The organism is Streptomyces sp. NBC_01506, from assembly GCF_045040295.1.
Classification (GTDB): domain Bacteria; phylum Actinomycetota; class Actinomycetes; order Streptomycetales; family Streptomycetaceae; genus Streptomyces.
This window is the reverse complement of record NZ_CP109422.1, coordinates 2,800,311-2,824,189: the sequence shown is the minus strand read 5'-3', so window position 1 is coordinate 2,824,189 and position 23,879 is coordinate 2,800,311. Positions and strand designations below refer to the sequence as shown.

The 23,879-nt window shown below is 69.8% G+C and carries 18 protein-coding genes; 5 read left to right on the top strand and 13 right to left on the bottom strand.

Going from position 1 to position 23,879, the window contains the following annotated elements:
• The first annotated feature begins 68 nt into the window (after window positions 1-68).
• Complete coding sequence (locus OG329_RS11980) at window positions 69-356, top strand: DUF3303 family protein (RefSeq protein ID WP_405794759.1); 288 nt, start codon at window positions 69-71, stop codon at window positions 354-356.
• A gap of 18 nt (window positions 357-374) precedes the next feature.
• Here the strand turns inward: OG329_RS11980 and OG329_RS11975 are convergent, their stop codons facing one another.
• The 5 genes from OG329_RS11975 to ligD all read right to left on the bottom strand — a co-directional run bounded on the left by OG329_RS11975 (window position 375) and on the right by ligD (window position 5,309).
• Window positions 375-1,832, bottom strand: coding sequence for a penicillin-binding transpeptidase domain-containing protein (locus OG329_RS11975; RefSeq protein ID WP_405794757.1), 1,458 nt, complete (start codon window positions 1,830-1,832; stop codon window positions 375-377).
• Complete coding sequence (locus OG329_RS11970; protein ID WP_405794756.1) at window positions 1,832-3,274, bottom strand: FtsW/RodA/SpoVE family cell cycle protein; 1,443 nt, start codon at window positions 3,272-3,274, stop codon at window positions 1,832-1,834. Before OG329_RS11970 ends, OG329_RS11975 begins: the two co-directional genes overlap by 1 nt.
• Before the next feature lie 86 nt (window positions 3,275-3,360).
• On the bottom strand, window positions 3,361-3,852 hold the full coding sequence (locus OG329_RS11965) for an SH3 domain-containing protein (RefSeq protein ID WP_405794755.1): 492 nt from the start codon (window positions 3,850-3,852) through the stop codon (window positions 3,361-3,363).
• 140 nt (window positions 3,853-3,992) lie between these two features.
• Entirely contained in the window at window positions 3,993-4,340 is a 348-nt protein-coding gene (locus tag OG329_RS11960) for a zinc-ribbon domain-containing protein (protein ID WP_405794754.1), read from the bottom strand.
• Window positions 4,341-4,424: 84 nt separating this feature from the next.
• Window positions 4,425-5,309 carry a non-homologous end-joining DNA ligase gene (gene ligD / locus OG329_RS11955; RefSeq protein ID WP_405794752.1) on the bottom strand — a complete coding sequence of 295 codons (885 nt, stop codon included), beginning with the start codon at window positions 5,307-5,309 and terminating at the stop codon, window positions 4,425-4,427.
• A 40-nt stretch (window positions 5,310-5,349) separates the two neighbouring features.
• On the opposite strand from ligD, the gene OG329_RS11950 reads away from it, so the two are divergent.
• Window positions 5,350-6,402 (top strand): Ku protein, encoded by a 1,053-nt coding sequence (locus tag OG329_RS11950; protein WP_405794750.1) that lies wholly within the window; start codon window positions 5,350-5,352, stop codon window positions 6,400-6,402.
• Window positions 6,403-6,411: 9 nt separating this feature from the next.
• On the opposite strand, the gene OG329_RS11945 is transcribed toward OG329_RS11950, so the two are convergent.
• On the bottom strand, window positions 6,412-6,930 hold the full coding sequence (locus OG329_RS11945) for a hemerythrin domain-containing protein (protein ID WP_405794748.1): 519 nt from the start codon (window positions 6,928-6,930) through the stop codon (window positions 6,412-6,414).
• Window positions 6,931-7,128: 198 nt separating this feature from the next.
• On the opposite strand from OG329_RS11945, the gene OG329_RS11940 reads away from it, so the two are divergent.
• The gene (locus OG329_RS11940) at window positions 7,129-9,822 is read left to right on the top strand and encodes a glycoside hydrolase family 97 catalytic domain-containing protein (RefSeq protein ID WP_405794747.1); all 2,694 of its coding nucleotides are present in this window, start codon (window positions 7,129-7,131) and stop codon (window positions 9,820-9,822) included.
• 58 nt (window positions 9,823-9,880) lie between these two features.
• Here OG329_RS11940 and OG329_RS11935 read toward each other — a convergent pair whose 3' ends face one another.
• Window positions 9,881-11,725 (bottom strand): right-handed parallel beta-helix repeat-containing protein, encoded by a 1,845-nt coding sequence (locus OG329_RS11935; RefSeq protein ID WP_405794746.1) that lies wholly within the window; start codon window positions 11,723-11,725, stop codon window positions 9,881-9,883.
• Between the two features lie 479 nt (window positions 11,726-12,204).
• Between OG329_RS11935 and OG329_RS11930 the strand changes: the two genes are divergently transcribed.
• Window positions 12,205-13,416 (top strand): FAD-dependent monooxygenase, encoded by a 1,212-nt coding sequence (locus tag OG329_RS11930; protein WP_405794744.1) that lies wholly within the window; start codon window positions 12,205-12,207, stop codon window positions 13,414-13,416.
• Window positions 13,417-13,499: 83 nt separating this feature from the next.
• Here OG329_RS11930 and OG329_RS11925 read toward each other — a convergent pair whose 3' ends face one another.
• The 6 genes from OG329_RS11925 to OG329_RS11900 form a co-directional block, all read right to left on the bottom strand.
• Window positions 13,500-14,243, bottom strand: coding sequence for an ABC transporter ATP-binding protein (locus tag OG329_RS11925; RefSeq protein WP_405794742.1), 744 nt, complete (start codon window positions 14,241-14,243; stop codon window positions 13,500-13,502).
• A 10-nt stretch (window positions 14,244-14,253) separates the two neighbouring features.
• Complete coding sequence (locus tag OG329_RS11920) at window positions 14,254-15,024, bottom strand: ABC transporter ATP-binding protein (RefSeq protein WP_405794741.1); 771 nt, start codon at window positions 15,022-15,024, stop codon at window positions 14,254-14,256.
• Window positions 15,021-17,147 (bottom strand): ABC transporter permease subunit, encoded by a 2,127-nt coding sequence (locus OG329_RS11915; RefSeq protein WP_405794740.1) that lies wholly within the window; start codon window positions 17,145-17,147, stop codon window positions 15,021-15,023. Before OG329_RS11915 ends, OG329_RS11920 begins: the two co-directional genes overlap by 4 nt.
• Before the next feature lies 1 nt (window position 17,148).
• Entirely contained in the window at window positions 17,149-18,357 is a 1,209-nt protein-coding gene (locus tag OG329_RS11910) for an ABC transporter substrate-binding protein (RefSeq protein WP_405794738.1), read from the bottom strand.
• 102 nt (window positions 18,358-18,459) lie between these two features.
• Window positions 18,460-18,867: a roadblock/LC7 domain-containing protein gene (locus OG329_RS11905; protein WP_354604905.1), complete on the bottom strand. Its 408-nt coding sequence runs from the start codon at window positions 18,865-18,867 to the stop codon at window positions 18,460-18,462.
• The gene (locus OG329_RS11900; protein ID WP_405794735.1) at window positions 18,864-21,326 is read right to left on the bottom strand and encodes a nitrate- and nitrite sensing domain-containing protein; all 2,463 of its coding nucleotides are present in this window, start codon (window positions 21,324-21,326) and stop codon (window positions 18,864-18,866) included. Before OG329_RS11900 ends, OG329_RS11905 begins: the two co-directional genes overlap by 4 nt.
• Before the next feature lie 730 nt (window positions 21,327-22,056).
• Here OG329_RS11900 and OG329_RS11895 point away from each other — a divergent pair.
• On the top strand, window positions 22,057-23,874 hold the full coding sequence (locus OG329_RS11895; protein WP_405794733.1) for a DUF262 domain-containing protein: 1,818 nt from the start codon (window positions 22,057-22,059) through the stop codon (window positions 23,872-23,874).
• Window positions 23,875-23,879 lie beyond the last annotated feature (5 nt).

Genomic DNA, 23,879 nt, shown 5'->3' with positions numbered 1-23,879 from the left:
GAACCGTACCCACGCTTGGTGGGCGGCACGGATGTGCCGGCGGGCGCTGGTGAGAGACGGGACAAGTCATGAGGGTGCTGCTGACGGTCCAGATGGACACCGAGAAGGCGAACAAGGCGATCACGGATCGCACACTGCCCAACACCATGAAGGCGGTGTTCGACCGGATCAAGCCGGAGGCCGCGTACTTCGGCAGCCAGGAGGGCATGCGCACGGCCTACATCGTCTTCGATCTCAAGGACGCCTCCGACATTCCGAGCGCCGCCGAGCCGTTCTTCCAGGACCTCGGCGCCAAGGTGACCTTCGTGCCGGTGATGAACTTCGACGACGTCCAGGCGGGCCTGCAAAGGCTCTGACCGCGGTGAGTCCCGAGGTCAGTCCCGCAGCGCCGCCTCCATCACCGCCCGTGCGATCGGCGCCGCGTCGCCGCCCCCGCTGATCTCACCGCGCACCGCCTCCGCGTCCTCCACCACCACGGCTACCGCCACCGCCGGCCGGCCCGCGTCCCGCGCCTGTGCCCAGGAGATGAACCAGGCATACGGCGTACCGGAATTGCCCACACCGTGCTGCGCCGTCCCGGTCTTCCCGCCGACCGTCGCGCCGTCGATCCCGGCGCTCATCCCCGTACCGGTGTCCACCACCTCCACCATCAACTGCCGCAGCCGGTAGGCCGTCGACGGGCTCATCGCCTGCCGGTACGAGTGCTCGCCCGTACGGGAGACGACATCACCGTCCGCCGCGAGCGTCCGGTCCACCAGATACGGGTACTTGAGATCCCCGCCGTTCGCCACGGCCGCCGCCACCATCGCCATCTGGAGCGGTGTCGCCGTCGTGTCGAACTGCCCGATCGAGGAGAGCGCGAGCTGGTCGTCGCTCATCTCCCGGTCGAAGTTGGACACGGCGACCCCGGACGGGATCCTCAACCGCCCGTCGTTGAAGCCGAATCTGCCCGCCGTCTCCACCATCGCGTCGAGCCCGACCCGCACCCCGAGACCGGCCATCACCGAATTGCAGGACCACTTCACGGCGTACGCCAGCGACTCCTTGTCGCAGCCCCGCGCGTCGTTGGGGAGCGTGGTGCGGGTGCCCGGCAGGACGTACGGCTCCGGGACGCCCGTCGGCGCGTCGACGTCGTCGACCACCCCGGCGTCCAGCGCGGCGGCGGCCGTCACGATCTTGAAGGCCGAACCGGGCGGGTACGTCTGCCGGATGGCCCGGTTGAGCATCGGCTGCGCGTCCGCCCCGTTGAACCGCCGCCACGCGTCGGCCACGGCCCCGCCCGTACCCGACAGTTGTCCGGGGTCGTACGACGGGCTGCTGACCAGCGCGAGGATCTTCCCGGACGTCGGCTCGATCGCGGCGACCGCGCCCCGTCTGCCGTCGAGTCCGGTGTAAGCGGCGCGCTGCAAGGCCGACTTGACGGTCGTGACGACCTTGCCGCCGCTCTGGTGGGCGCGGGTGATGTCGTTCCAGAACGGCAGCGGGGCGAGCATGGGGTCGGTGCCGGTCAGGAGGGGGTCCTGGGCGTTCTCCAGCAGGGTGGTGCCGTACGTCTGCGAGGAGTAGCCGGTCACCGGTGCGTACAACGGGCCCTGGGTGTAGGTGCGTTCGTAGCGCAGTTGCTGGCCGGTGTCCTTGGAGCCGGTGACGGTCCGGCCGTCGACCAGGATCTGGCCGCGCGGCTGCTCGTAACGGTCCATCGTCTTACGGCGGTTGGCCGGGTTGTTGTCGAGGGAGCCGGCCTGGATGACCTGGATACGGGCCGCGTTGACGAGCAGGGCGACCAGCAGCAGCAGACAGAACGCGGCGGCGAGACGGATATGACCGATCATTACTCGCTCCCCGCCGCCGGGCCGGCCGGCCCCACAGGTCCGGGCGGACGGTTCGCCACCTCCGTACGCGCGATCACGCCCATCTCCACCGTCTGCGGGTGCGGTCTGCGCGCCGAGTCGCTGAGCCGGATCAGCAGCGCCACGATGACCCAGTTGGTGACGACCGACGAGCCTCCCTGCGCCAGGAACGGCATCGCCATGCCGGTCAGCGGGATCAGCCCCGTCACCCCGCCCGCGATCACGAACACCTGGAGCGCCACGATCGACGCCAGTCCGACCGCGAGCAGCCGCCCGAACGCGTCGCGCAGGGCCAGCCCCGTGCCGTAACCGCGCGCGACGAGCAGCGCGTACAGCAGGAAGATCGCGGTCAGCCCGATCAGCCCCAACTCCTCGCCCGCCGTGGCGAGTACGAAGTCGGACTTGGCGGCGAAGCCGATGAGGAAGGAGCGGCCGAGCCCCAGCCCCGTACCGAACATCCCGCCCGCCGCGAACGCGAAGAGGGACTGGGCCAGTTGGCCGGGGCCATGGCCGGCGTCGATGGAGGCGAACGGGTCGAGCCAGTCCTGCACCCGGTTGTGGACGTGCGGTTCGAGCCAGCCGACGGCGAACGCGCCGACCCCGGCCAGCAGCAGCCCGACCGCGATCCAGCCGGTGCGGCCCGTCGCCACGTACAGCAGGATCACGAAGAGTCCGAAGAAGAGCAGCGAGGTGCCGAGATCGCGTTCCAGGATCAGGACGAGGACGCTGAGCAGCCAGATCGCGACGATGGGGCCGAGCACCCGGCCGGTGGGCAGTTGGAGCCTCCAGATCCGGCGGCCGGTGTACGCGAGGGCGCCGTGGTTCGCCGCGAGATAAGCGGCGAAGAAGACGGCGAGCAGGATCTTCGCGAACTCGCCCGGCTGGAAGGAGAGTTCGCCGATCCGGATCCAGATCCTGGCACCGTTCACGGCGGGGAAGAAGATCGGCACGGTCATCAGCAGCAGCGCGGCGACCACCGACAGATACGCGTACCGCTGGAGCACCCGGTGGTCGCGCAGGAGCACGACGACGACGATGAACAGCGCGACACCGAGGGTGGACCAGACGAGCTGCGCGGGCGCGTCGCGCTCGCCGGGGGTCGACAGGTCGAGGCGGTGGAGCAGCACCAGCCCGATGCCGTTGAGCAGGACCGCGATCGGGAGCAGGAGCGGGTCCGCGTACGGGGCGCGGAACCGCACCGCGAGATGTGCGACGAGCGCGAGCAGACCCAGCCCAGCGCTGAGACCGAGGGCGTCGGGCGGGGCGGCGTCGTCACGGGCGAGGCCGACGGCGACGTAACCGAAGACGGAGATCAGGACGGCGCACACGAGGAGGGACAGCTCGACCCCGCGCCGCTTGCGGAGGTGTGGTTCGGGCGGTTCCAGCGGTTCGGGCGGGGGAGAGTCCGCCGTCGTTGCGGTCATGGAGCGCAACGTAGCAACCCGACATGCCTTATGTCCGGTTATGTAAAGACATAAGGCATGTCGGTCAGGTCAGGCTCCGCGCGGGGTCAGCACCAGCGCGGCGCCTCGCCGATGTTGGCGATGTACGCGGCCGAGCCCCACGCCCAGGTGCCGTCCGTGAGGAGGTACCAGCGGTCGTTCCCGTTCACGTTGTCGCCCCGCGTCTTGCAGAAGATGTGCACGATCGAGCCGTACGCGGCCGTGCCGATGACCTTGCTGCTACGGGTGGGCTTGTCACGCAGCAGCAGCCCGCTCTTGGCGGTGACGCGGCCCTTGTACTCGCGCGCGGACGGCGCGGCGGCGGCCTCGGTCTCCACGGCCTCGGGGTTGGCGCCGGCGGGGCGGCCCGCCTCGGTGCCCGCCTCGGCGTCGGTGCCGATGTCCGCGTGGCCGTGCGCGCCGACGGGCGGCGGGGCCGGTACCGCCGCCAGCGCGGGCGTGGCGGTGAGGGCCGCGACGGCGACGGCGAGCGCTGCGGCGTACGGGCCGAAGGAACCCCGGAGACGCGGGGCGGAGGAGCGCAGGGAACGCTGGGACATGCGTGACTCCTGATGTTCGGGGAGGGGTGCGGAGCCGACGCGGAACTGCGCGACCCTCGCCCGATTTACCCTAGTTTCGTCACATTCTGTCCGCAACCGTAACTCTGCGTGCCTCACCGCTCCCAGTGCGCTCAGTGCGCTCAGTGCTGGTACGGGTTGCCGCCCTGTCCCGGCTGCTGTCCCTGGCCACCCTGACCGCCCTGCGCGAACGGGTTGGCGCCGTGCTGCTGGCCGACGCCCTGCTGGGCCTGCGACGCGCTCTGCGCGAGAAGCTGCTCCGCCTGCTCGTTCGGCACCTGGTGCTCCACGCCGCAGAACGTGCACTGCGTGTAGTGCTTCGTCGAGTACGGGAACAGCGGCACGAAGAACAGCGTGAACTTGGAGACGCGCTTGCGCAGCGTGTGCGCCGACGGATTGCCGCACTGGCCGCACACGAGCGTCAGTATCGCCAGTTGGTAGATATAGCCCTTGGTCCCGAAGATGATCATTCCTGGTTCCTTCTCTTCTTGTGACGCTTCATGACGCTGATGACCGGCGCGCACCCCCATGGTGCACGCCCGCCACGCCCCCGGTCACGGCAGGCGGCCCGCCCGGTTGAGATTGATGAGCGGGCCGAGGAGATCCCCGTACCGTTCCAGTCGCCCCGCGATGTCGCCGATGCGGAAGACCAGGTCCTCCGGCGCCGCGCAATCGCCCACCTCTTGCCAGGACACCGGGGTGGAGACGGTCGGTTCCGTCCTGGCGCGCAGGGTGTACGGCGCGGCCGTCGTCTTGGCCGCCGAATTCTGGCTGTGGTCGACGAAGACCTTGCCGGGGCGCAGCGCGCGCCTCATCCGGTGGACCACCAGATGAGGCAGCTCGGCCTCCGCCTCGACGGCGAGCGACTTGGCGTACGCGGAGACCTCGCGCGACGGTGTGGGCTCCAGCGGTACGAGCAGATGCAGGCCCTTCGAGCCGGACGTCTTGGCGTACGCGTGCAGCCCGTCCGCCGTCAGCCGGTCGCGCAGCCACAGCGCCGCCGCGCAGCACTCCACCACCGTGGCGGGCTCGCCCGGGTCCAGGTCGAAGACGATGCGGTCGGCGCGGGCCGGGCTGTCGGCCCGCCACTGCGGGGTGTGGAACTCCACCACCAGGTTCGCCGCCCACATCAGCGTCGCCAGGTCCTCCACCAGCACCTGCTCGGCGATCTGGTCCGCCGAACGGGGCACCGTCGCCCTGCGCACCCACGACGGTGTGCCCGGCGGCGGGTTCTTGGTGAAGAAGCGCTGGCCGGCGGGGCCGTCCGGGTAGCGGAGGAAGGAGACGGGACGGCCCGCCAGATGGGCGATCAGGGCACCGGCCGAGGTCGCGCAGTAGTGCAGGACCTCGCCCTTGGTGGTGCCGGTGGCCGGGTAGAGGACCTTCTCCAGATTGCTGAGGGCGATCCGCCGCCCCTCCACCTCGGCGATGGGCGTCATACGATGAGAATCCCACGAATTCGGATGTAAGGGATTAACCGTGCGATCCATATGGAACGGCGCAATCTCCTTCGGTCTGGTCAGCATCCCGATCAAGCTGGTGAACGCCACCGAGAGCCATGCGATCTCCTTTCGGCAGATCCATTTGGCGGACGGCGGCCGGATTCGTTACCGGAAGGTCTGCGAGCTGGACGAGGAGGAGGTCACCTCGGCCGAGATCGGCAAGGCGTACGAGGACGCGGACGGGTCGATGATCCCGATCACGGACGACGACCTCGCCCAGCTCCCGCTGCCGACGGCGAAGACGATCGAGATCGTGGGATTCGTGCCCGAGGCGTCGATCGATCCGCTCCAGGTGGGCTCGGCGTACTACATCGCGGCGAACGGCGTGCCCGCCGCGAAGCCGTACACGCTGCTGCGTGAGGCCCTGAAGCGGAGCGAGAAGGTCGCGATCGCGAAATTCGCGCTGCGCGGGCGCGAGCGGCTCGGCATGGTGCGGGTCCTCGGCGATGTCATCGCGCTGCACGGGCTGCTGTGGCCGGACGAGATCCGGCAGCCGGAGGGGGTGGCGCCGGAGACGGACGTCAGCATCCGGGACGCCGAACTCGACCTGGCGGACGCCCTGATGGACACGCTCGGCGAGGTCGAACTGGACTCGCTGCACGACGACTACCAGGAAGCCGTGGAGGAGTTGATCGCCTCCAAGGCGGGAGGCGCGGCACTGCCGGCGCCGGAGGGGGCGGGGGAGCGGCGCGGGGGCAAGGTGCTGGACCTGATGGCGGCGCTGGAGGGCAGCGTGCGGGCGGCGAAGGAGTCACGGGGCGAGGGGAGCGGGGGCGGGCACGGGAGCGGGGAGCACGCGGAGGTGACGCATCTGCCCACCGGCAAGAAGTCGGCGGGTACGAGGAAGTCCACCGCGAAGTCCACCGCGAAGGCGCCCGCCAAGACGGCGGCGAAGAAGACGGCGGCGAAGAAGGCAGCGGCCAAGAAGACGGCGACGGGCAGGACGGCCGCGAAGAAGACGGCGACGGGCAAGGCCGCCGCCAAGAAGACGACGGCGAAGAAGGCTCCGGCACGGAAGCGCTCCGCCTGATTCCCGGCATCAGCCGCCCCGTGCGTCCGGGAGCGCGAAATCGTCCGGCAGCGGTGTGTCCAGCGCGTTGAGCGCGGCGACGAGCTTCTTCTCCTCGTACGTGAAGTGGGACTCCACCAGCGCGACGAGACCGTCCAGTTCGCCCCGCACCCTGCGCGCCTCGGCGGCGTCCGGGACGGCGCTGATGCCGTCGAGCAGGTCCTGGAGGCGGCCGAGGATGGCGGTCACCATGTGGTGATCGTCCGCGAGTTGTCGCAAGACGGGGGCCAGTTCGGGGAAGCGCCGCGCCAGGGCCGGGAAGACGCTGTCGTCCTCGGCCGTGTGATGCCGGGTCAGGGCCGAGCAGAACGCGAGGCAGTGCGCCTGTAGTTCGCGCGGGCGCTCGCCGTCGCCCGCGAGGTAGCCGTCGACGTCGTCCTGAAGCCGGGCAAGCTCCTCGCGGAGCCAGATGTGTACCTCGATCAGTTGATTGCCGAACGCCGCGAGGCGGTCGCCCGGCGCGTCGCCCGGTATGGCAGAAGTCCCCATGCCCTGGATCATATGCATGTATGCGCGTTATGGATTCTGTTGGATTTTGTGCGACAGACCCTGGCGGTTCCGGGGGATTCCGGTGGACAATCCGGGGCGCGGGCGCCTGGTCATGCGCAGATCAATTCTGTTCCGCCTTCACCAACTCGCGCCCCGTGTTTGCCCGTTGGGCCCGGCTCCGAGTGAGAGGGACAAGCGATGAGGAACAGCAGACCGAGACCGAGATCAACCAACCGATGGCGTGCCGCCTGTGCCACCGCGCTCGCGGGCGTGCTCTGCCTGGGGACCCCGGCGGCGGCCCAGGACGACGCGAGCGGCCCCCGGCCCGCCGGCTCCGCCTGGACCGTGTCCCGGGGCGGGCCCACCGCCGACGTACGGCTCGACCCCGCGGCCGGCACCGTCACCCTCGCCGTACGCGACGCGGGCCGCACCCTGGTCGAGCCCTCGCCCGTCGGCATCGTCACCGAGGACGCCGACCTGACGCGCGGGCTGCGCCTGGTGGACCGTAAGGACCGCCGTGTCACGGAGCGGTACACCACCGTCGTCGGCAAGGAACGCCGCCGCACCGTCGACATGGCCGAGTCGCGCTTCACCCTGGAAGGGGCGGACGGGGCGCGGGTCGACCTGGTCGTGCGCGCGGCCGGCGACGGAGTCGCGTACCGCTACGTGCTCCCCGCGGGCAACGGCGGCGGCGCCGTGCTGCGCGAGGCGTCCGGCTTCGTACTGCCGGGCGACGCGCCCGCCCGGCTGAGCGACTACTCGGTCAACTACGAGCAGCCGTACGACGGTTCGACCGCCGCCGGCGCTTCGAGCGGCCAGTACGCGTACCCCGCGCTGTTCCAGGTGGGCGACGACCACGTACTGCTCTCCGAGGCGGACGTCGACGGCCGCTATCCCGCGAGCCGGCTCACGCACACGGCGGGCAGCGGGCGTTACGACGTGGCGCTTGCCGACCCGTCCGTGCCCCTGCCCGCCGGCGGGCCGCTCGCGACCCCCTGGCGGACCGTGATCGCCGGTGACCTGGCGACCGTGGCCGAGTCCACGCTGGTGGACGACCTGGCCCCGCCCTCCCGCGTCGCGGACACCTCCTGGATCCGTCCCGGCACCGCCGCCTGGTCCTGGCTCGCGGGATTCGGCGCGGCGCAGCGCAGCCTTCAGGCGCAGCAGCGGTTCGTGGACTACGCGGCGGCGCACGGCTGGGAGTACTCCCTGGTCGATGACGGCTGGAACACCACCGACTGGATGCCGCAGTTGATGGAGTACGCCCAACAGCGGGGCGTGCGCGTCCTGTTGTGGATGCACTGGACCGATCTCGACACGCCCGCCGAGCGCACGCGACAGCTCGACAAGGTCAAGGCGTGGGGCGCCGCCGGACTGAAGATCGATTTCATGGACTCCGACTCGCGCGAACGCATGCGGTGGTACGACGAGATCCTTCAGGAGACGGCCGATCGCGAGTTGATGGTCAACTTCCACGGCTCGACGCTGCCGCACGGCATCCAGCGCACCTGGCCGCACGTCATGACGATGGAAGGCGTGCACGGCGCCGAGCAGGGCAACGTCAAGGCCGACGACATGGCGACGCTGCCCTACACCCGCAACGTGGTCGGCTCCATGGACTTCACGCCCATGGGCTACCAGTTCGGGCAGCGCAACAACACCGAGGCCGCCGAGCTGGCGCTGTCGGTCGTGTACGAGTCCGGGTTCCAGAACTACGCGGGCAGCGTCGAGGCGTACCGGACGCGGCCCGAGGTCGCCCGGTTCCTCGAACAGGTCCCGACCGTCTGGGACGAGAGCCGGCTCGTCGCCGGGTCTCCGGGCGAGGGTGCGACGTTCGCGCGCAGGAACGGCGACCGGTGGTTCGTCGGCTCCATCACGGCGGGCGACGCGGGTACCGAGCGCGTCCCGCTGACCTTCCTCGGATCCGGGAACTGGCGGATCGACGTCGTACGGGACGGGGCCGCCGGACTCGTACGCCAGAGTGAGGTGATGAACCGTCAGGACGTACTCACGGTGCCGGTGTTGGCGGCCGGCGGCTTCGCCGCGCAGATCTGCCGCGCCGTGCCGGGCCGCGACAGTTGCGACCGGCCGGTGGACGGCGTGCCCGTGGGCACGCTGTCCGTCACCCCCGCGAAGGCCGACGCCCGGCCGGGCACGACGGTCGATGTCGAGGCGAGCTTCGTGCTGGACGAGGCGGGCCCCGCCGAGGACGTGACGCTGAGCGCCCGTACCCCCGAGGGCTGGACGGTCGACGGCTCCGGCGCGACGGCGGACGAACTGACCGACGGCGCCGAACTGACCGCCTCCTGGCGGGTCACGGTCCCCGCCGACCCCAAGTACGGGGCGACGGAGATCCCGGTCACGGTGGCCTACCAGGACCCGGACGCGCGCCGCGGCACGGCGCCGCTGACGGTCGAGCGCACGGTGCGCGTCTTCGTGGCACGCGAAGGCACCGTGTACGTCAGCTCGTTGCCGTTCGTCTCCGAGAAGAACGGCTGGGGCCCGGTCGAACGCGACCTCTCCAACGGCGAGAACGGCGCGGGCGACGGCGGCCCGCTGCGGCTCGGCGACACGACGTACGACAAGGGGCTCGGAGTGCACGCGCTGTCCGAGGTGACGGTCGACCTGAACGGCGAGTACGACCGCTTCGCGGCCTGGACCGGCATCGACGAGGAGAAGCCGGACAAGGGCTCGGTGGCCTTCGAGGTGATCGGCGACGGCCAGGTCCTGGCGCGCAGCGGCGTCCTGGGGCCGAGGGACGCGCCGCACGCGTTCGACGTCGACGTGAGCGGGGTGCGGCAGTTGACGCTGCGCGTCACGGACGGCGGCGACGGCATCGACTCGGACCACGGGGACTGGGCGGACGCCCAACTGCGGCTTTCCTCGCGGTAGTCGGCGCGCGTGAGGGGGGTGGGCGGTGGGCGCCCACCCCCCGGTCGGCGCGGTGGGTTCAGCCGGTGGTGATCTTGAAGGTGGACGGTGAGAGGTTCTCCATGGCCACCTGCCCCGGCAACAGGTTCTGGATCTTGTTGCCGGTGAACTTTCCGGTGCCGGTGACTCCCGAACTGACGCGGATTCCCTGCTTCGCCGGGCGGTCGATCGTGTTGTTCGTCAGCGTGACATTGACGCGCGTCCGGTCGATGTTGAGCCCCGCGGTGAGGGACCCACGGATGATGTTGTCGCTCATGGTGACGTTCGTGAAGGCGGTCGGGAACTGCGAGGTGCTGCTCGGCGAACCGATGCTGACACCGTGCCGGGCTCCGTTCCAGCCGCCGCCGCCCTGGAGGAGGTTCCCGGTGACCGTGGCGGACTCCAGGGGGTGACCCGAATCGCCGAACACGCTGATGTCCATGGCGTTGTTCGACGACACGCTGTTCACCACGTTGTTCCGGACCTCGACGTTCTTTCCGCCGGCGATCCGGATTCCGTTGGCCCACCAGGGCGCGATCGCGGTGTTGTTGAGGATCTTCGCCCCGGAGATCTGGCCGTTGTCGCCACCGGCGCCGGCGTCGGCGTACGTGGCGAAGGAATCGTCACCGGTGTTCCGGGCGAAGTTGTTCCGGACCGTGATGTTGAGGCCGAGCTTGTCCGGACTGGGTGTGTTGCCGTTGTTGATGTTGTAACCGTCACCGTAGGTGTCCGCGGTCCGGCTGTTCTGAACGATGCCGTTGCTGCCCGACAGCCAGTTGGAGTCGATGTGCCGCGTCCAGAGCCGGTCGATCAGCCAGCCACCGGCACCGCCGGCGTTGATGCCGTAGTCCGAACCGCCGGTGCCGCCGACTCCCCGCCAGATCGCGTTGGTGTCTATCTGAAGGTCGGTCACCGTGGTCTTCGAGCCCACCGTGATCTGCGAGCGCCATGAGTTGGCGGGGAGAGGAACCTTGCGGTACAGGGTGGTGTACCACATGCCGGCGCCCTGGACCGTCACGCCGGTGAAGTCCAGCGGCTTGGAGACCAGGCTGTTCGTCAGGTACTTGCCCTGCGGGATCCACACCGACTTGCCCTGCGTGCGGGCGGCGTTCACCGTGTTCTGGATGGCTACCGTCGAATCCTTCGAGAAGTTCGGATCGGCGCCGTTGCTGACGACCGAGATCGAGTTCGCCGGTTGGGCGAGCGCGGCCCCGACGTTCTCCAGGTCGACGGAGTCGATGTCGTAGACGGCGGCCGTGTTGGCGGCGTCCTTCTTGAGCTGGATGGTGCTTCCCGGGGCGATCGCGGCACCCGTGACGCGCAGGGGGAATTCGTTGTAGAAGCGGTAGGCCACTCCGCCGGACCTGGGGTCGTCCGGATCGGTGGTCGCGCCGCGGTAGTTCCACGCCTGCTGGGAGCTGAGCGAAATCGCCTGGCGGAAGGCGCCGTTCACGTACAGGTTCAGCGTCGCGTTGATCCCGCCGCCACCGGCGGAATCCGGAATCGAGGCGCGGACCACGAGGCTGTTGGCGTTCTTCCCCGTGTTGTTCGGGAATGTCACCGAATCGCCGTTGGCCTTCAATTCGACCAGCGAATAGCCCGAGGCCTCACCCTCCAGGGTGGCCTTGGTCGGTGGCGCCGCGCCCGGACTGATGGATCGGACACGGGCGCCGCCGCCGAGCGTTCCGGTTTCGGCTTCGACCGTCACGAAAGGTGTCGTGGCGCCGGCCGCCGCGACGATCTGGGCTTCGGACCTGGCGGCCGGCTGCGTGGTGGCGGCCATGGCAACGATGTCAGAGTGCGCGTCGTCGCCGGTCTGGGCGGACAGCAGACCCACGGTGAGCAACGCGATGCCGCAGAGGGCGGGAAGTGTTCTTCGGTACATGGTTCACCCCTTGATGGGATTGGCGACTGTGCGGGAACCGCCAAACCGCGAGCGGGAAACTTGCCCGGGAAAGCTCGGACGCCAAGGCGGTCGGTACCCGCCGCCCTCTGCGCTGGCAGTTTGACCATACGACCGAGAGTGAACTGCCGAACCCATGGCTCGTCAATAGTCCTAGCTCTCGCTTTCGATACATCATGCTATGAGTAATTTGCTGGGCGATGTGTGCTGCTGGGCGGCATGTATTCGCCATATACATCGGATGACCGGCGATATCGCACGCCGTATCAGAGGTTTCCGGCCAGGTAATGGGCGCGGATTTCGCCGTCGCGACCCGCGCGACCGGCCTCCCGTGGCCCCTCTCTGCCCCTCTCGGCCCCTCGCCGCCCCTGCCGGGGCGGGGAGCCACGTCGATAAGATCCCTCCTGGCCCCGCGCGTTGGGGGAAACGGAACATCGACCGAGTGAGTGGGAGAGCCAGGTATGCGTGGAGGCAGCGTCGCCGTCGTCGGCGGCAGCATCGCGGGGTGTGCCACGGCGCTGGCCGTGTCACGCGGCGGGGCCGGGAAGGTCACCGTCTTCGAGCGGGCCGACGCCCAACTCCGGGACCGGGGCGTCGGAATAGCCCTTCACAACGACCGGTACGACGAACTCCAGAGCGCCGGATACGTGGCCGCCGAGATGCCGTGGGCGCCGCTGACCCGGCGCGTGTGGAGCGTGCGGGACGGTGACGCCGACCATGGACGGGCCGTGGGCGAGCAGCCGTTCCCGTTCCGCGCCTACAACTGGGGTTCGCTGTGGAGCGAGTTGCGGCGCCGGGTGCCCGCAGAGGCCGACTACCGCTCCGGCGCGCTCGTCACCGCCGTCGAGCCCGACTCCGACGGCGCGACTCTCCAACTCGCCGACGGACAGCGGGAACGCTTCGACGCCGTGATCGGGGCCGACGGCTACCGCTCCGTCGTCCGCGACGCCATGTTTCCCGGGCTCAGCGCCACGTACGCCGGCTACATCGGCTGGCGCGGCACCTCCGCCGACGTCGCCGACCTCCCCTCGGACGGCAACGACGCGCACAACGTGGTCTTCCCCGGCGGCCACTGCATGATCTACCGCATCCCGGACGGCGTCGGCGGCCACCGGCTCAACTGGGTGCTCTACACCGCCGCGCCCGAGTCCGAGGACCTGCACCCGGACCTGAAGACGCCCACCTCGCTGCCGCCCGGCCGGCTCAACTCGGAGCTGACCGCGTACCTCCGGGCCCTGGTCGCGGACAACTTCCCGCCCTACTGGGCGGCCAGGGTGCTCCGTACACCCGCCGAGACCACCTTCATCCAGCCCATCTACGACCTGGAGGTACCGCACTACACCTCCGGTCGGATGCTGCTCGTCGGCGACGCCGCCAGCGTCGCCCGGCCGCACATCGGCGGCGGCAGCGTGAAGGCGCTCCAGGACGCCACGGCCCTGGAGGCCGCGGCGGAGGCCGGGGGGAGCTGGAAGGAGATCATGGAGGCGTACGACACCAACCGTGGTGCGGTCGGCGCCTCGCTGGTCGCGCTCGCGCGCAGGATGGGCAGCGCGCAGGTCGAGAACACGCCGGACTGGAGCGCGATGGGGCAGCCGGAGTTCGACGCGTGGTGGCAGAAGCAGAACAGCGGGTCCGACCGCAACAGCGGGTTCGGCGGGCACCGGCTGAAGTGACCGCCCGGCTCACCGGGTCCGCCCGGTGGGCCGGTTCGTCCTCAGTCGCCGGACCCGCTTGATCGGCCGCCGGACGGGCTTGATCAGCCGCCGGACAGGCTGCCTCGCGACGAGGTCAGCTCCAGCGCCTCGTGCAGCGGCGTCGGGTCGGTGCGGGCGTCCGTGCCCGTCATCCGCAGGCTCAGCCGGCCCGACGTGAGGACCGTGACGGTACGGGCGCACTGCGCCGCCTGCGTGGGGCTCGGCGACACCAGCAGCACCGCGATGCCCTCCTGCGCCAGCGTGCTGACCAGTTCGTAGACCTGCTTGACCAGGCCCGGCGCCAGCCCCTCCGTCGGCTCGTCCATCAGCAGCACGCTCGGCGAGCCGAGCAGCGCGCGGGCCAGGGCGAGCATCTGCTGCTCGCCGCCGGACAGATCCGTGCCCCGGTTGCCCCGCCGCTCACCCAGCCGGGGCAGCAACTCCAGCACCCGGGCCGGGGTCCACGCGCTGGGCCGGGTCGCGTCGCCGCGGCGCGGCGGGCGGTAGGACAGCCGCAGATGCTCCGCGACGGTGAGTCCGGCGAAGACCCGGCGGCCCTGTGGTACGAGGCCGATCCCGGCGCGTGCCACCCGGTGCGCGGGCTGCCCGGTCATGTCCTGGCCGTTCAGCCGTACCGAACCGGCGGAGGGGCGGATGAACCCCGCCACGGTGTGGACGAGGGTGGTCTTGCCCGCCCCGTTGTGGCCCACGATCGCGTGGACGGAGCCGGCGGGGACGCTCAGGTCCAGGTCGTGCAGGACGGTGCCACCGTGGTAGCCCGCCGTCAGGCCGGTGAGTTCCAGCATCGGTGGTCGGTCACCCTCTCGCTTCTGCTGTGTGGCCGGCTTTCGTGGCGTGGTACGCGTCGCGCACCTCAGGATGGGCCAGCGCCTCGGCGGTGGGGCCGGTGATCAGGACCCGTCCGGCAGCCAACACGGTCACCGTTTCCGCGAGTTGGGCGACGACCTCGACATGGTGCTCCACCAGGATGATGGCGACGCTGTCCGGGAGGCCGCCCAGGATCGTGAGCAGACGGCCGATGTCGCCCTCCGTCAGCCCGGCGGCCGGCTCGTCCAGCAGCAGCAGACGCGGGTCACCCGCGAGAGCCGCCGCGAGGTCGAGCATGCGGCGCTGACCGTGGGACAGGTCGGCGGCCGGTTTGCGGGCACAGTCGGCGAGGCCGACCGCCTCCAGGTGGCGCGCCGCCGACTCGGCGTGCTGCCGGTAGCGGGACGGCCGCCGCCAGGCGCCCCGGCGCAGCGGATGGTGCCGCCAGCCGGCCAGCACGATGTTGTCCAGCACTGTCAACTCGCCGATGACGGACGGCTGTTGGAAGCTGCGGGCGATGCCGAGACGGCTGCGTTTGGCGGTGGCCGTACGGGTGATGTCGCTGCCGCCAAGGGCGATGGTGCCGTGGTCGGGGCGGTCGGTACCGGCGATGAGGTTGAGCAGGGTGGTCTTGCCGGCGCCGTTGGGGCCGATGACGGCGTGCCGTGCTCCGGCGGGGAGTTGGAGGCTGACGTCGTCGACGGCGGTGAGACTCCCGTACCGCCTGACGAGATTCTTCAGGTCCAGTACAACTGTCATGGGGCGACCTTCCCGGCCGGGACGCTGTCGTGGTCGGGCGGGAGTTCCGCACCCTTGGCGGGACCCCGCGCACCGGGTCCGCCACGCAGCCCGGCCAGACCGCGCGGCAGCAGATAGACGGCGGCGACGAACAGCACGCCGAGCAGCAGCGGTCCGTGACCGGGCCATGAACTGGCCACCCAGTCACGGGTGAAGACGATGAGCCCGGCGCCGATCAGGGCGCCGATCACGGACGTGTTGCCGCCGATCACGGCCGCCAGCAGCGCGAACGCCGCGATCTCGAAACCGACGTCGGCGGGGGAGAGGTACTGCTGCACGGTGACCATCAGCGAGCCGCCGACCCCGGCCAGCGCACCGGCGCCGATGTGCGCCATCAGCAGATAGCGCTCCACCGGGTGGCCGGACGCGCGCATCCGCGCCTCGGCGTTACGGGTGCCGGTCAGCAGCTTTCCGGCGGGGGAGCGCAGCACGAGCAGGGTGACGACGACGGCGACGACCGCGACGGCGAGCGCGTAGTTGTAGACCTCGCTCTCGTCGACCATCCCTTCCCCGCCCCAGAGTGCCTGCGTGGGCGGGAAACCGACGAGCCCGTCGGCGCCGCCGGTCACGGACTTGAGCTGGTTGATCGCGGCGCTCGCCAGCTCGCCGATGGCGAGCGTGATCATCAGGACCGTGGTCCCGCGGGCCCGGATCACGGCGGGCCCCGTCACCAGGGAGAACAGCGCGGCGGCGACGGCCGCGAGGACGACCTGGACCGGGCCCACCGTCCATCCGGCGTCGGCGAGATTCGCGGTGGCGTACGCGCCTACGGCGAACGGCGCCGTCTGGCCCAGGGTCGGCAGTCCGGCGTAGCCGGTCAGGATGGTGACGCTGACCGCGAGCAGCCCGAGGGCGAGCGCGGAACCGGCCAGCGAGAGGGAGTACGCGTCGAGCAGCGTCGGCAGGGCGATGAGCACGACGAGCAGGACGAGGAGCGGAGCGGCCTGGCGTACGCGCGAGGCGAGGTCGCCGTCGGCGCCGCCGCCCCTCAGCAGCCACGGCAACGCCCCGCGCCCCGCTTCCGCCTTGCCCGCGTCGGCCTTGCCCGCACCGGACGGGACCTCACCGGACGGCACCCCACCGGACGGCACCCCACCGGACGGGACCGCGTCAACCGCGCCCCGCCCCCCGCGTCCCCGCCCCTTCAACGACACGGAGAGCCGTCGCCGCAGCCACTCCACCGGGTCGGCCGCACCGTCCCCGCCGCCGTGCGCCCCCGCTGTCGCCGGCTCGGTGAACCGGGACCGCAGGATCAGTACGGCGGCCATGGCCGCGAACAGCAGGTACGGCGCCCAGTCCGGCGCCAGCGAGACACCGAGCGTCTGCACCTCGCCCACGGCGATCGCCGCGAAGAACGTCATCCACAGCGACCGCAGCCCGCCGAGCACGACCACCACGAGCGAGAGCATCAGCACGGTGTCGGCGGTGCCGGCCCCCGGCCCGATGATGGGCGCGCCGAGCACTCCGGCGGCCCCGGCCAGCGCCCCGGCGGCGGCCAGTACGCCGGTGTGCACCGCGCGGGGGCTGTGCCCGGTGGTGGCCAGCATCTGCGGGTCGTCGGCGGAAGCCCGTACCGCCGCTCCCACCCGGGTGCGGGTGAGCACCCACGTACCGAACGCCGCGAGCAGCACGGCCATGAGGATGAAGCAGAGCCGGTACGCGGGGTAACGGTGGCCCAGCAGCGTCACCGAGGTGTCGAGCGCCTCGGGGACGCGTACGGGTAGCTCGTCGGCCCCGAAGAACTCCACGAGAAGATTGCCGCCGATCAGGGCCAGCCCGAACGTCAGCAGTGCTTGTGCGAGATGCCCACGACGGGCCAGGGGGATCGTCGCGGCGGACAGACCGGCCCCGGCGGCGGCTGCCGCCGCGGTCCCGGCCGCCAGTCCGACGACGAGGCCGCCCCAGGTCCCGTCACTCAACTCGGCACCGGTATAGGCGCCGATCGCGTACAGCGTGCCGTGCGACAGGTTCAGCACGCCCGCGGTGCCGAAGGCGAGACTCAGACCGGCGGCGACCACGAACAGCAGCAGCCCGTAGGCCACTCCGTCCACCGCCGGTACGAGGTGGGCATCAAGGAGATTCATCTCAGCTACCGAGCGTCGCCAGGTCCTGGACCATGACGTTCGACAACTGGTCGCCGTCCTTGCGCACTTGGCGCAGGTACCACTTCTGCACCGGCGAGTGCGCCTTGTCGCCGAACTCCCAGGGGCCGCGCGGGCTGTCGATCTGGCCGAGATCGCCGATGGCGGTGTTGATGGTCTCCGGCGTCACGTCGCCCTTGTCGGCGGCGTCGGCGATCGCCTGGTCCAGCACGGCAGCCGCGTCGTACGAGGCCATCGCGTAGGTCGTCGGCTGGGTGTCGTGCTTGGCGGTCCAGTCGGCGGCGAACTTACGGTTGGCCTCGTTGTCGAGGTCGGCCGCGTAGTTCAGGACCGAGTAGACGTCCTTCGCCGCGTCGCCCTGCGCCTGGAGCACGCTGCCCTCGGTGACGAAGGCCGTGTACAGCGGCAGATCGGCGACGTCGGACTGGGCGTACTGCTTGGCGAAGTCGATGGCGGCCTTGCCGGCGTAGAAGCAGTACACCGCCTTCGCGTCCGTCTTGGCGATGTCGGCGAAGTACGGCATGAAGTTGGTGGTCTTGGGGAACGGCGTCCACTTGGTCTTGCCGTCCGGGTTGGCGAGCTTGCCGCCGATCTTCTTGAACTCGTCGGTGAATCCGCGCAGTTCGTCGTAGCCACCCTGGTAGTCGGGGCCGATCGCGTAGACCGGGCCGTCGACCTTCTCCTTGACGTACGGGGCGATGGCCGCGCCCGGCTCGTCGGAGAGGAAGCTCGTGGTCCAGAGGTACTTCATGTCCTTGACGGGCGGCCGGCCGTTGGACCCGAGCAGCGGGATCTTGGCCTGGTCGATCAGCGGCATCACCGCGTTGACCGAACCACCGCTGACCAGGCCGGTCAGCGCGTCGACCTTGTCCTTCTTGATCAGCTTGGTGGCGGCGGGGACCGCGGTGGGCGGACCGTCGCCCTCGTCCGCCACCACCAGCTCGACCTCACGGCCGCCCAGCTTGTTGTCGTGCGTGGCCAGATACAGCTCGAAGCCCTTGCGCAGCTCCGTGCCGACCGGCTCGTACGTGCCCGACAGCGAGGCCACCAGGCCGACCTTCACGGTGTCGTCGTCGCCGGCGCCGCTGTCGCCGCTGCACCCGGTGACGGCTGCCAGGCCGAGTGCGATGGCGGCTGCGCCGACCGGCCGGACTCTGCGGCGGCCACGCGGTATGGATATGTCGAAGAACATGAGGGCTCTCATCAGGAGGAAGTGAAAAGACGGACGGAACAGCGCGAACGGCCCCATGGAGACGACGCGGCCGAACGGTGGGGGCTTGGCACGACCCGGACGTCAGCGCGAGGGCTGCGCGTTCGCGTCGCGGACCTGGGGAGTCAGGGAGTCGCCGACCTGGTTGATCAGCTCGGACATCATGTAGCTGACCTCGCCGATGTCCGCGTCCCTGGTGGTCGTCACCAGCAGGGACGCGCCGCTGGAGACGGCCATCGAGAACATGTAGCCGCCCTCCATGGCGGTCAGGCTGTGCTCGACGGGGTCGGTGTTCGTCAACTGGGCGGCGGCGGAAAGGAGGTTGACGACACCCGATGCGATGGCGGCCAGCCGGTCGGCGTCGTCACGCTCCACCCCGGTGTAGGCCAGGGCGAGTCCGTCCACGGACACGGCTATCGCCTGGGTGACCTCCGGGATGCGCCCGGCGAAACCGCTGAGGATCCAGCTCAGGTCGTTGGGTGAGGTCGTCATTTTTTGCTCCGTTGGGTGTCGTCGTCGGTGGCGGAGCGCCCGCGGTGGCTCGTGCTCCTGTTGATCCCCTGGGCGTAGGCCGCCAGGACGTCAGAGACCTGCCGGGAGTCCCGACGGCGGGGCGACGGCTTGGGGCCGGCGCCGGATCGCTGTTCGGCGCCGTCGCGTTTGCCCAAGGTGGGCCACTGCTGCGGCGTGTTGCGCTGTCGCAGTGGCAGTCCTGAGGAGCTGACTCCGGCGATGCGGGAGACCGGCTCCGCGTGAACGGGGTGCTGGGAAGGCGCGTTGGCGCGCTCGCGGTCGTCGGCCGCGGAACTCGCGGACCCGCCGGACCCGTTGGTGGAGCCGTCTTGGCCGGGACGGTAGTCACCCGTGTCGGAGCGACCGCCGTTCCGGCCGGTGCCTGCGCCGGTGCCAGTGCCTGTACCGGCGGCGTTGCGGCCCGCCGAGGCGCCCGCCCCGGCGGGCTGCCGGCGGCCGAGCGGTCCGGGCCCGGTGATCGGGCGGGGTGCCTCGTACCGTACGCCGGGACGCTCCCCGAGCGAGCCCTGCGCACGCGGCGTCGCCTCCTGCGGAGCCACGGCCAGCACGCTCGCCGGGAGGGTGACCTCGGCGATCGTGCCCGGCCCTGAGGAGTCGCGCAGCTCGACGACGATGCCGTGCCGGGCGGCGAGCCGCGCCACCACGTGCAGACCCATGGACCGTACGTCGCCGATGCCCGACTTCGGCTCCAGCAGACCCTTGTTGAGGTTGGCGCGCCGTTCGGCGGTGATGCCCACACCCTCGTCCACGATCTGTACGACCGCCCGGTCCCACAGCCGCCACACCGCGACCCCGACCTGCTTGTCCGGGGGCGAGAAACGCGTCGCGTTGTCGAGGAGTTCGGCCAGGATGTGCGCCACGTCGTGGACGACGCGCGCGGCGATGCCGATACCCGACTCGATGACACCGAGGGACACCCGGTCGAAGCGCTCGATCTGCTGAGCGGCGGCCACGATCACCGTCGAGCAGGAGATGTCGGCGGACCGCACCCGGCCGTGCCCGTAACCACCCAGCACCAGCAGGTTGTTGGTGTTGCGCTCCATGCGGATCGCGAGGTGGTCGAGCGCGAACAGGATCTTCATACGCTCGGGGTCGGCCTCGTCGCGCTGCACCGCGTCCAGCTCGGACACCATGACGGTGGTCAACTGCGCGCCCCTGCGGGCGACACCGACCAGCGTCTCGGCGAACTGTTCGTGAATATGGGCCTGTTGCGCCGCCAGTCGGACGGCTTCGTGGTGAACGGCGTTGAACGCCTCACCGACCTCGCCGATCTCGTCCAGACCGGTCGTCTTGACCGGGTTGCCCGAGCGCTCGGCGACCTGTTCGGGTGTGGCGCCGCTGAGCGCACCGGGCTGGGACAGCTCCGTCATCACCCGCGGCAGACCCGTGTGCGCCACCTCGTGGGCGGCGTTGCGCAGATCCCGCAGCCGGCGGATCATCACGCGGCCGAGCCGGATGGCGACGACGACCGCGCTGATGAGCGTGAGCAGCACCAGCGCCACCTCGGCGCCGGCCAGCCAGGCGAGCGAGGTGCGCGTCTCGGTGACGGTCTTGAGTACGGAGTCGTCGATCCGGCTCTCGACGGAGCGCAGGATCGCCTGCCGGTCGGCCGTCGCCTGCTGCCACTCCTTCTCGGTGACGGTGAGCTTCTGATCCGGCCCGGTGCGGCCGACCTCGTCCTCGAGCCGGCGCGCCTCAAGGGCCTTCGGGCCCGCGAGCGTGCGCTCCAGCCAGGTCCGCCACTGCTGCGGCCCCAGATCGAACAGGGCGCCCGTCGCTTCGGTGTAGCCGATCCTGGTGGCGTCGAAGGTCCGCTTGGACGCCTCGGTGAAACCACCCGACGCCTGCGCCTTCATGACCGCGACCTGCTGCTGGCCCAGGTGCTCGGAGGCCCGCGACAGCGCGGCGGCGGCGCGGATCCGGTCGGCGACGTCGGCGTCGACACCGTCGGCCTGGGCGATACCGTCGCGGTAGTCGATCAGGTCGGCGATCACGATCCGGTAGCCGAACGTCAGCGCCGTGACGGTGCTGCCACCGGAGCGCACCTGGGCACGCAGGGACGGCATCTCGTCGATGAAGCGGTCGATACGGTCCAGAGCGGCCTGCGCCGTACCCGGAACGGACGACAAGTCGCCGATCTGTGAACGGAATTGGGCGACACTCTTGTCCGTCGCGCTCGAGGTCTCGCGGAACGCGTCCGTATCTCCCTGGGTGGAGACCAACGCGGTGGCCGCTGCCCGCTCACGCTGTAGACGGTGGGTCAATTCGCTGACGGTCGAGGCGACATCGACCATGGTCGTGAGGCGATTGGCCTGAAGTGCCTGGGTGGTCGCGGGAGCGAGGGCCAGCACCGCGAAGGTGACGGCCACCACGAGGGGCACGGTGACCAGCAGGACAAGGCGGCGATTGATTTTCACTGCGCGGCTCCATCGCCGGAACCGGTGCTGAGTATCGGTGACACGCAGATACCTATTAACGGATTGGGGGGTGACGGTGGGGATCGCGAGTAGATCGTGTGCAAGGTTACGGAAGGGGCTGGCGAGGCCCCCGTGGCGCGGCTTGATCCTATGCCGTCGCACCGTGCTATGGATGCGTACATCCTCGAAAAATGCAGGTGCCTAACAGGCCACGAGCGATCCAACTCGGCCAACTTTAGGGCCCGTAGCACCCCTCGACGTGGCAAGTGGAATCACGAAATTTTCTCAACTCCACCCCACCTGACCAGCACACCGGCACCTCACACCCCTCGCGCCACCCACCACCGGAATGTCCCGTGACCCGCTTCGGCGCGCCGACTTGACTGGACGGGTGGCCTTCGGAATGTCGTTGTCGAAGGGTTAGCTCACAGCACCTCAACGAACGTGCCCAGACGGGCATTTCGGTCACACACGCATATGCCCGCCACGCAGCCACACCTGACTAACCGAAACTTGACGCTCCGTCACATGCCTTCACGCATCGCCGCCGCAGCCCCTTCGAGGTCCACCACGCGGGCGGCGAACAGACAGTCCCGGGCCTGTCGGTCACTCAGGCGAAGGGTTGACGTACGGACGGTCACTTGATGCAATCATTCGTTACGCCCTCCGGGTTTCCGGCGGGTTCTGGAACTGGCTTCGGCTCCGGCATCAACGCGGGGGAATACACAGCGTGGCGCTCGACAGTCTCAAACTCAGTGACGTTCTCAAAGATGTGGCGTCCGGGGTCCTCCAACTCCCGGACTTCCAACGTGACTGGAAGTGGGACGACGAGCGGATCAGGATGCTCATCGCCACGGTGACGCTCGACTACCCGCTCGGAGTGGTGATGGCCCTCCAGACCGGCGGTACGTCCCCGTTCAAGGCCCGGACGCTGAAGGGCGCGGAGGGCGCGGAGGGCACTGCGCCGGACCTGCTGCTCCTGGACGGACAGCAGCGACTGACCTCGCTCTACCAGGCGTTGCACCGAGATCGTCCTGTCGAGACCGTCGATGCCCGGGGCAAGGACTGGAAGCGCTGGTACTACATCGACATCGCCAAAGCGGTCGGGACACCCGCCGAGCGTGACGAGGCGATCATCTCCGTGCCCGAGGACCGGGTCCTGAAGTCGGATTTCGCCCGCAACGTCGTACTCGATCTGTCCACCGTCGAGAATGAGTGCGCGGCCGGCTACTTCCCGCTCAATCTGGCGTTCGACACACAGCGCATGAACGCCTGGCACAAGGCGTTCGTGAAGATCGACGAGTCGAACTGGGACCGTTGGTCGCAGTTCGAGGAGCTGGTCCTCAACCACATGCAGTCGTTCCAGGTACCGATGATCAAACTGGCGGCCTCCACCACCATGGATGCCGTCTGCGCCGTCTTCGAACGGGTCAACCAGGGCGGTGTGCCCCTCAACGTCTTCGAACTGCTCACCGCCACCTACGCGGGCAACCAGGAGCACCTGGCGCGGCACGGGGACTACTACCGGCTCCCGGCGGAGTGGAAGCGGATCAAGACGGAACTGACCTCGTCCCACTCCGTGTTCGGCAGGCCGGAGGCGGGTCTTGAGGCGGGCCTGAGCAGCAGTGACTTCCTCCAGGCCGTCGCCCTGGTCCGCACCTGGGAGCAGAAGCAGGCCCGTCTGCGCACCTCGGTCGCCTGCAAGCGACGGGATCTGCTGGAGCTGCCGCTCGCCGACTTCCGGCGGCTGGCACCGCGGGTCGCGGACGCGTTCCAGTGGGTGGGTGGCTTTCTGGAACAGCAGTGCATCGTCCGCGCACCCGACCTGCCCTACCAGACGCAGTTGGTGCCGCTGGCCGCCGTACGGGCCATCCTCGGCGATGAGGCGAACTCACCGGGAGTCGACGAGCGGATCACCCAGTGGTACTGGTGCGGTGTGCTCGGTGAGATGTACGGCGGTTCCACCGAGAGCCGGTTCACCCGTGACGTGGAGCAGCTCATCGGCTGGATCCGCGGCGCGGACGGGGTCATGCCCGACACAGTCGCCGAGGCGGCCTTCCTCGAAGACCGGCTTGACACACTCACCACCCGCAACAGCGCCGCCTACAAAGGTATTTACGCACTGCTGGTCAAGCAGGGTGCGGTGGACTGGCACTTCGCCGACGCGCCGCTCACCCCGGAGCGGATGGTCGAGCACTATGTCGACCTGCGGCTGATCTTCCCCAAGACGTGGATCGCGAAGAACTACTCCGCCTACTCCGCACGGGCGAACTCCATCGTCAACAAGACGCCACTGTCCTACCGGGCCGGCCGGAGCATCACGGGATCACCCGCCGTGTATCTCAAGTCGCTCGTGCTGGAGTCGGGGATGCGCCCCGAGTGGTACGACGACGTCCTCGCGACCCATCTCATCGAATCGTCCACGCTGCACGAGGCCGACTTCGAGCGCTTCTACGACAACCGCGCCAAACAACTGCTGGACCTGGTGATGTCCGCCATGGGCAAACGCACCGTCTTCCGCGATACGAGTGACACGGCGGGTTGGTGAGCGGA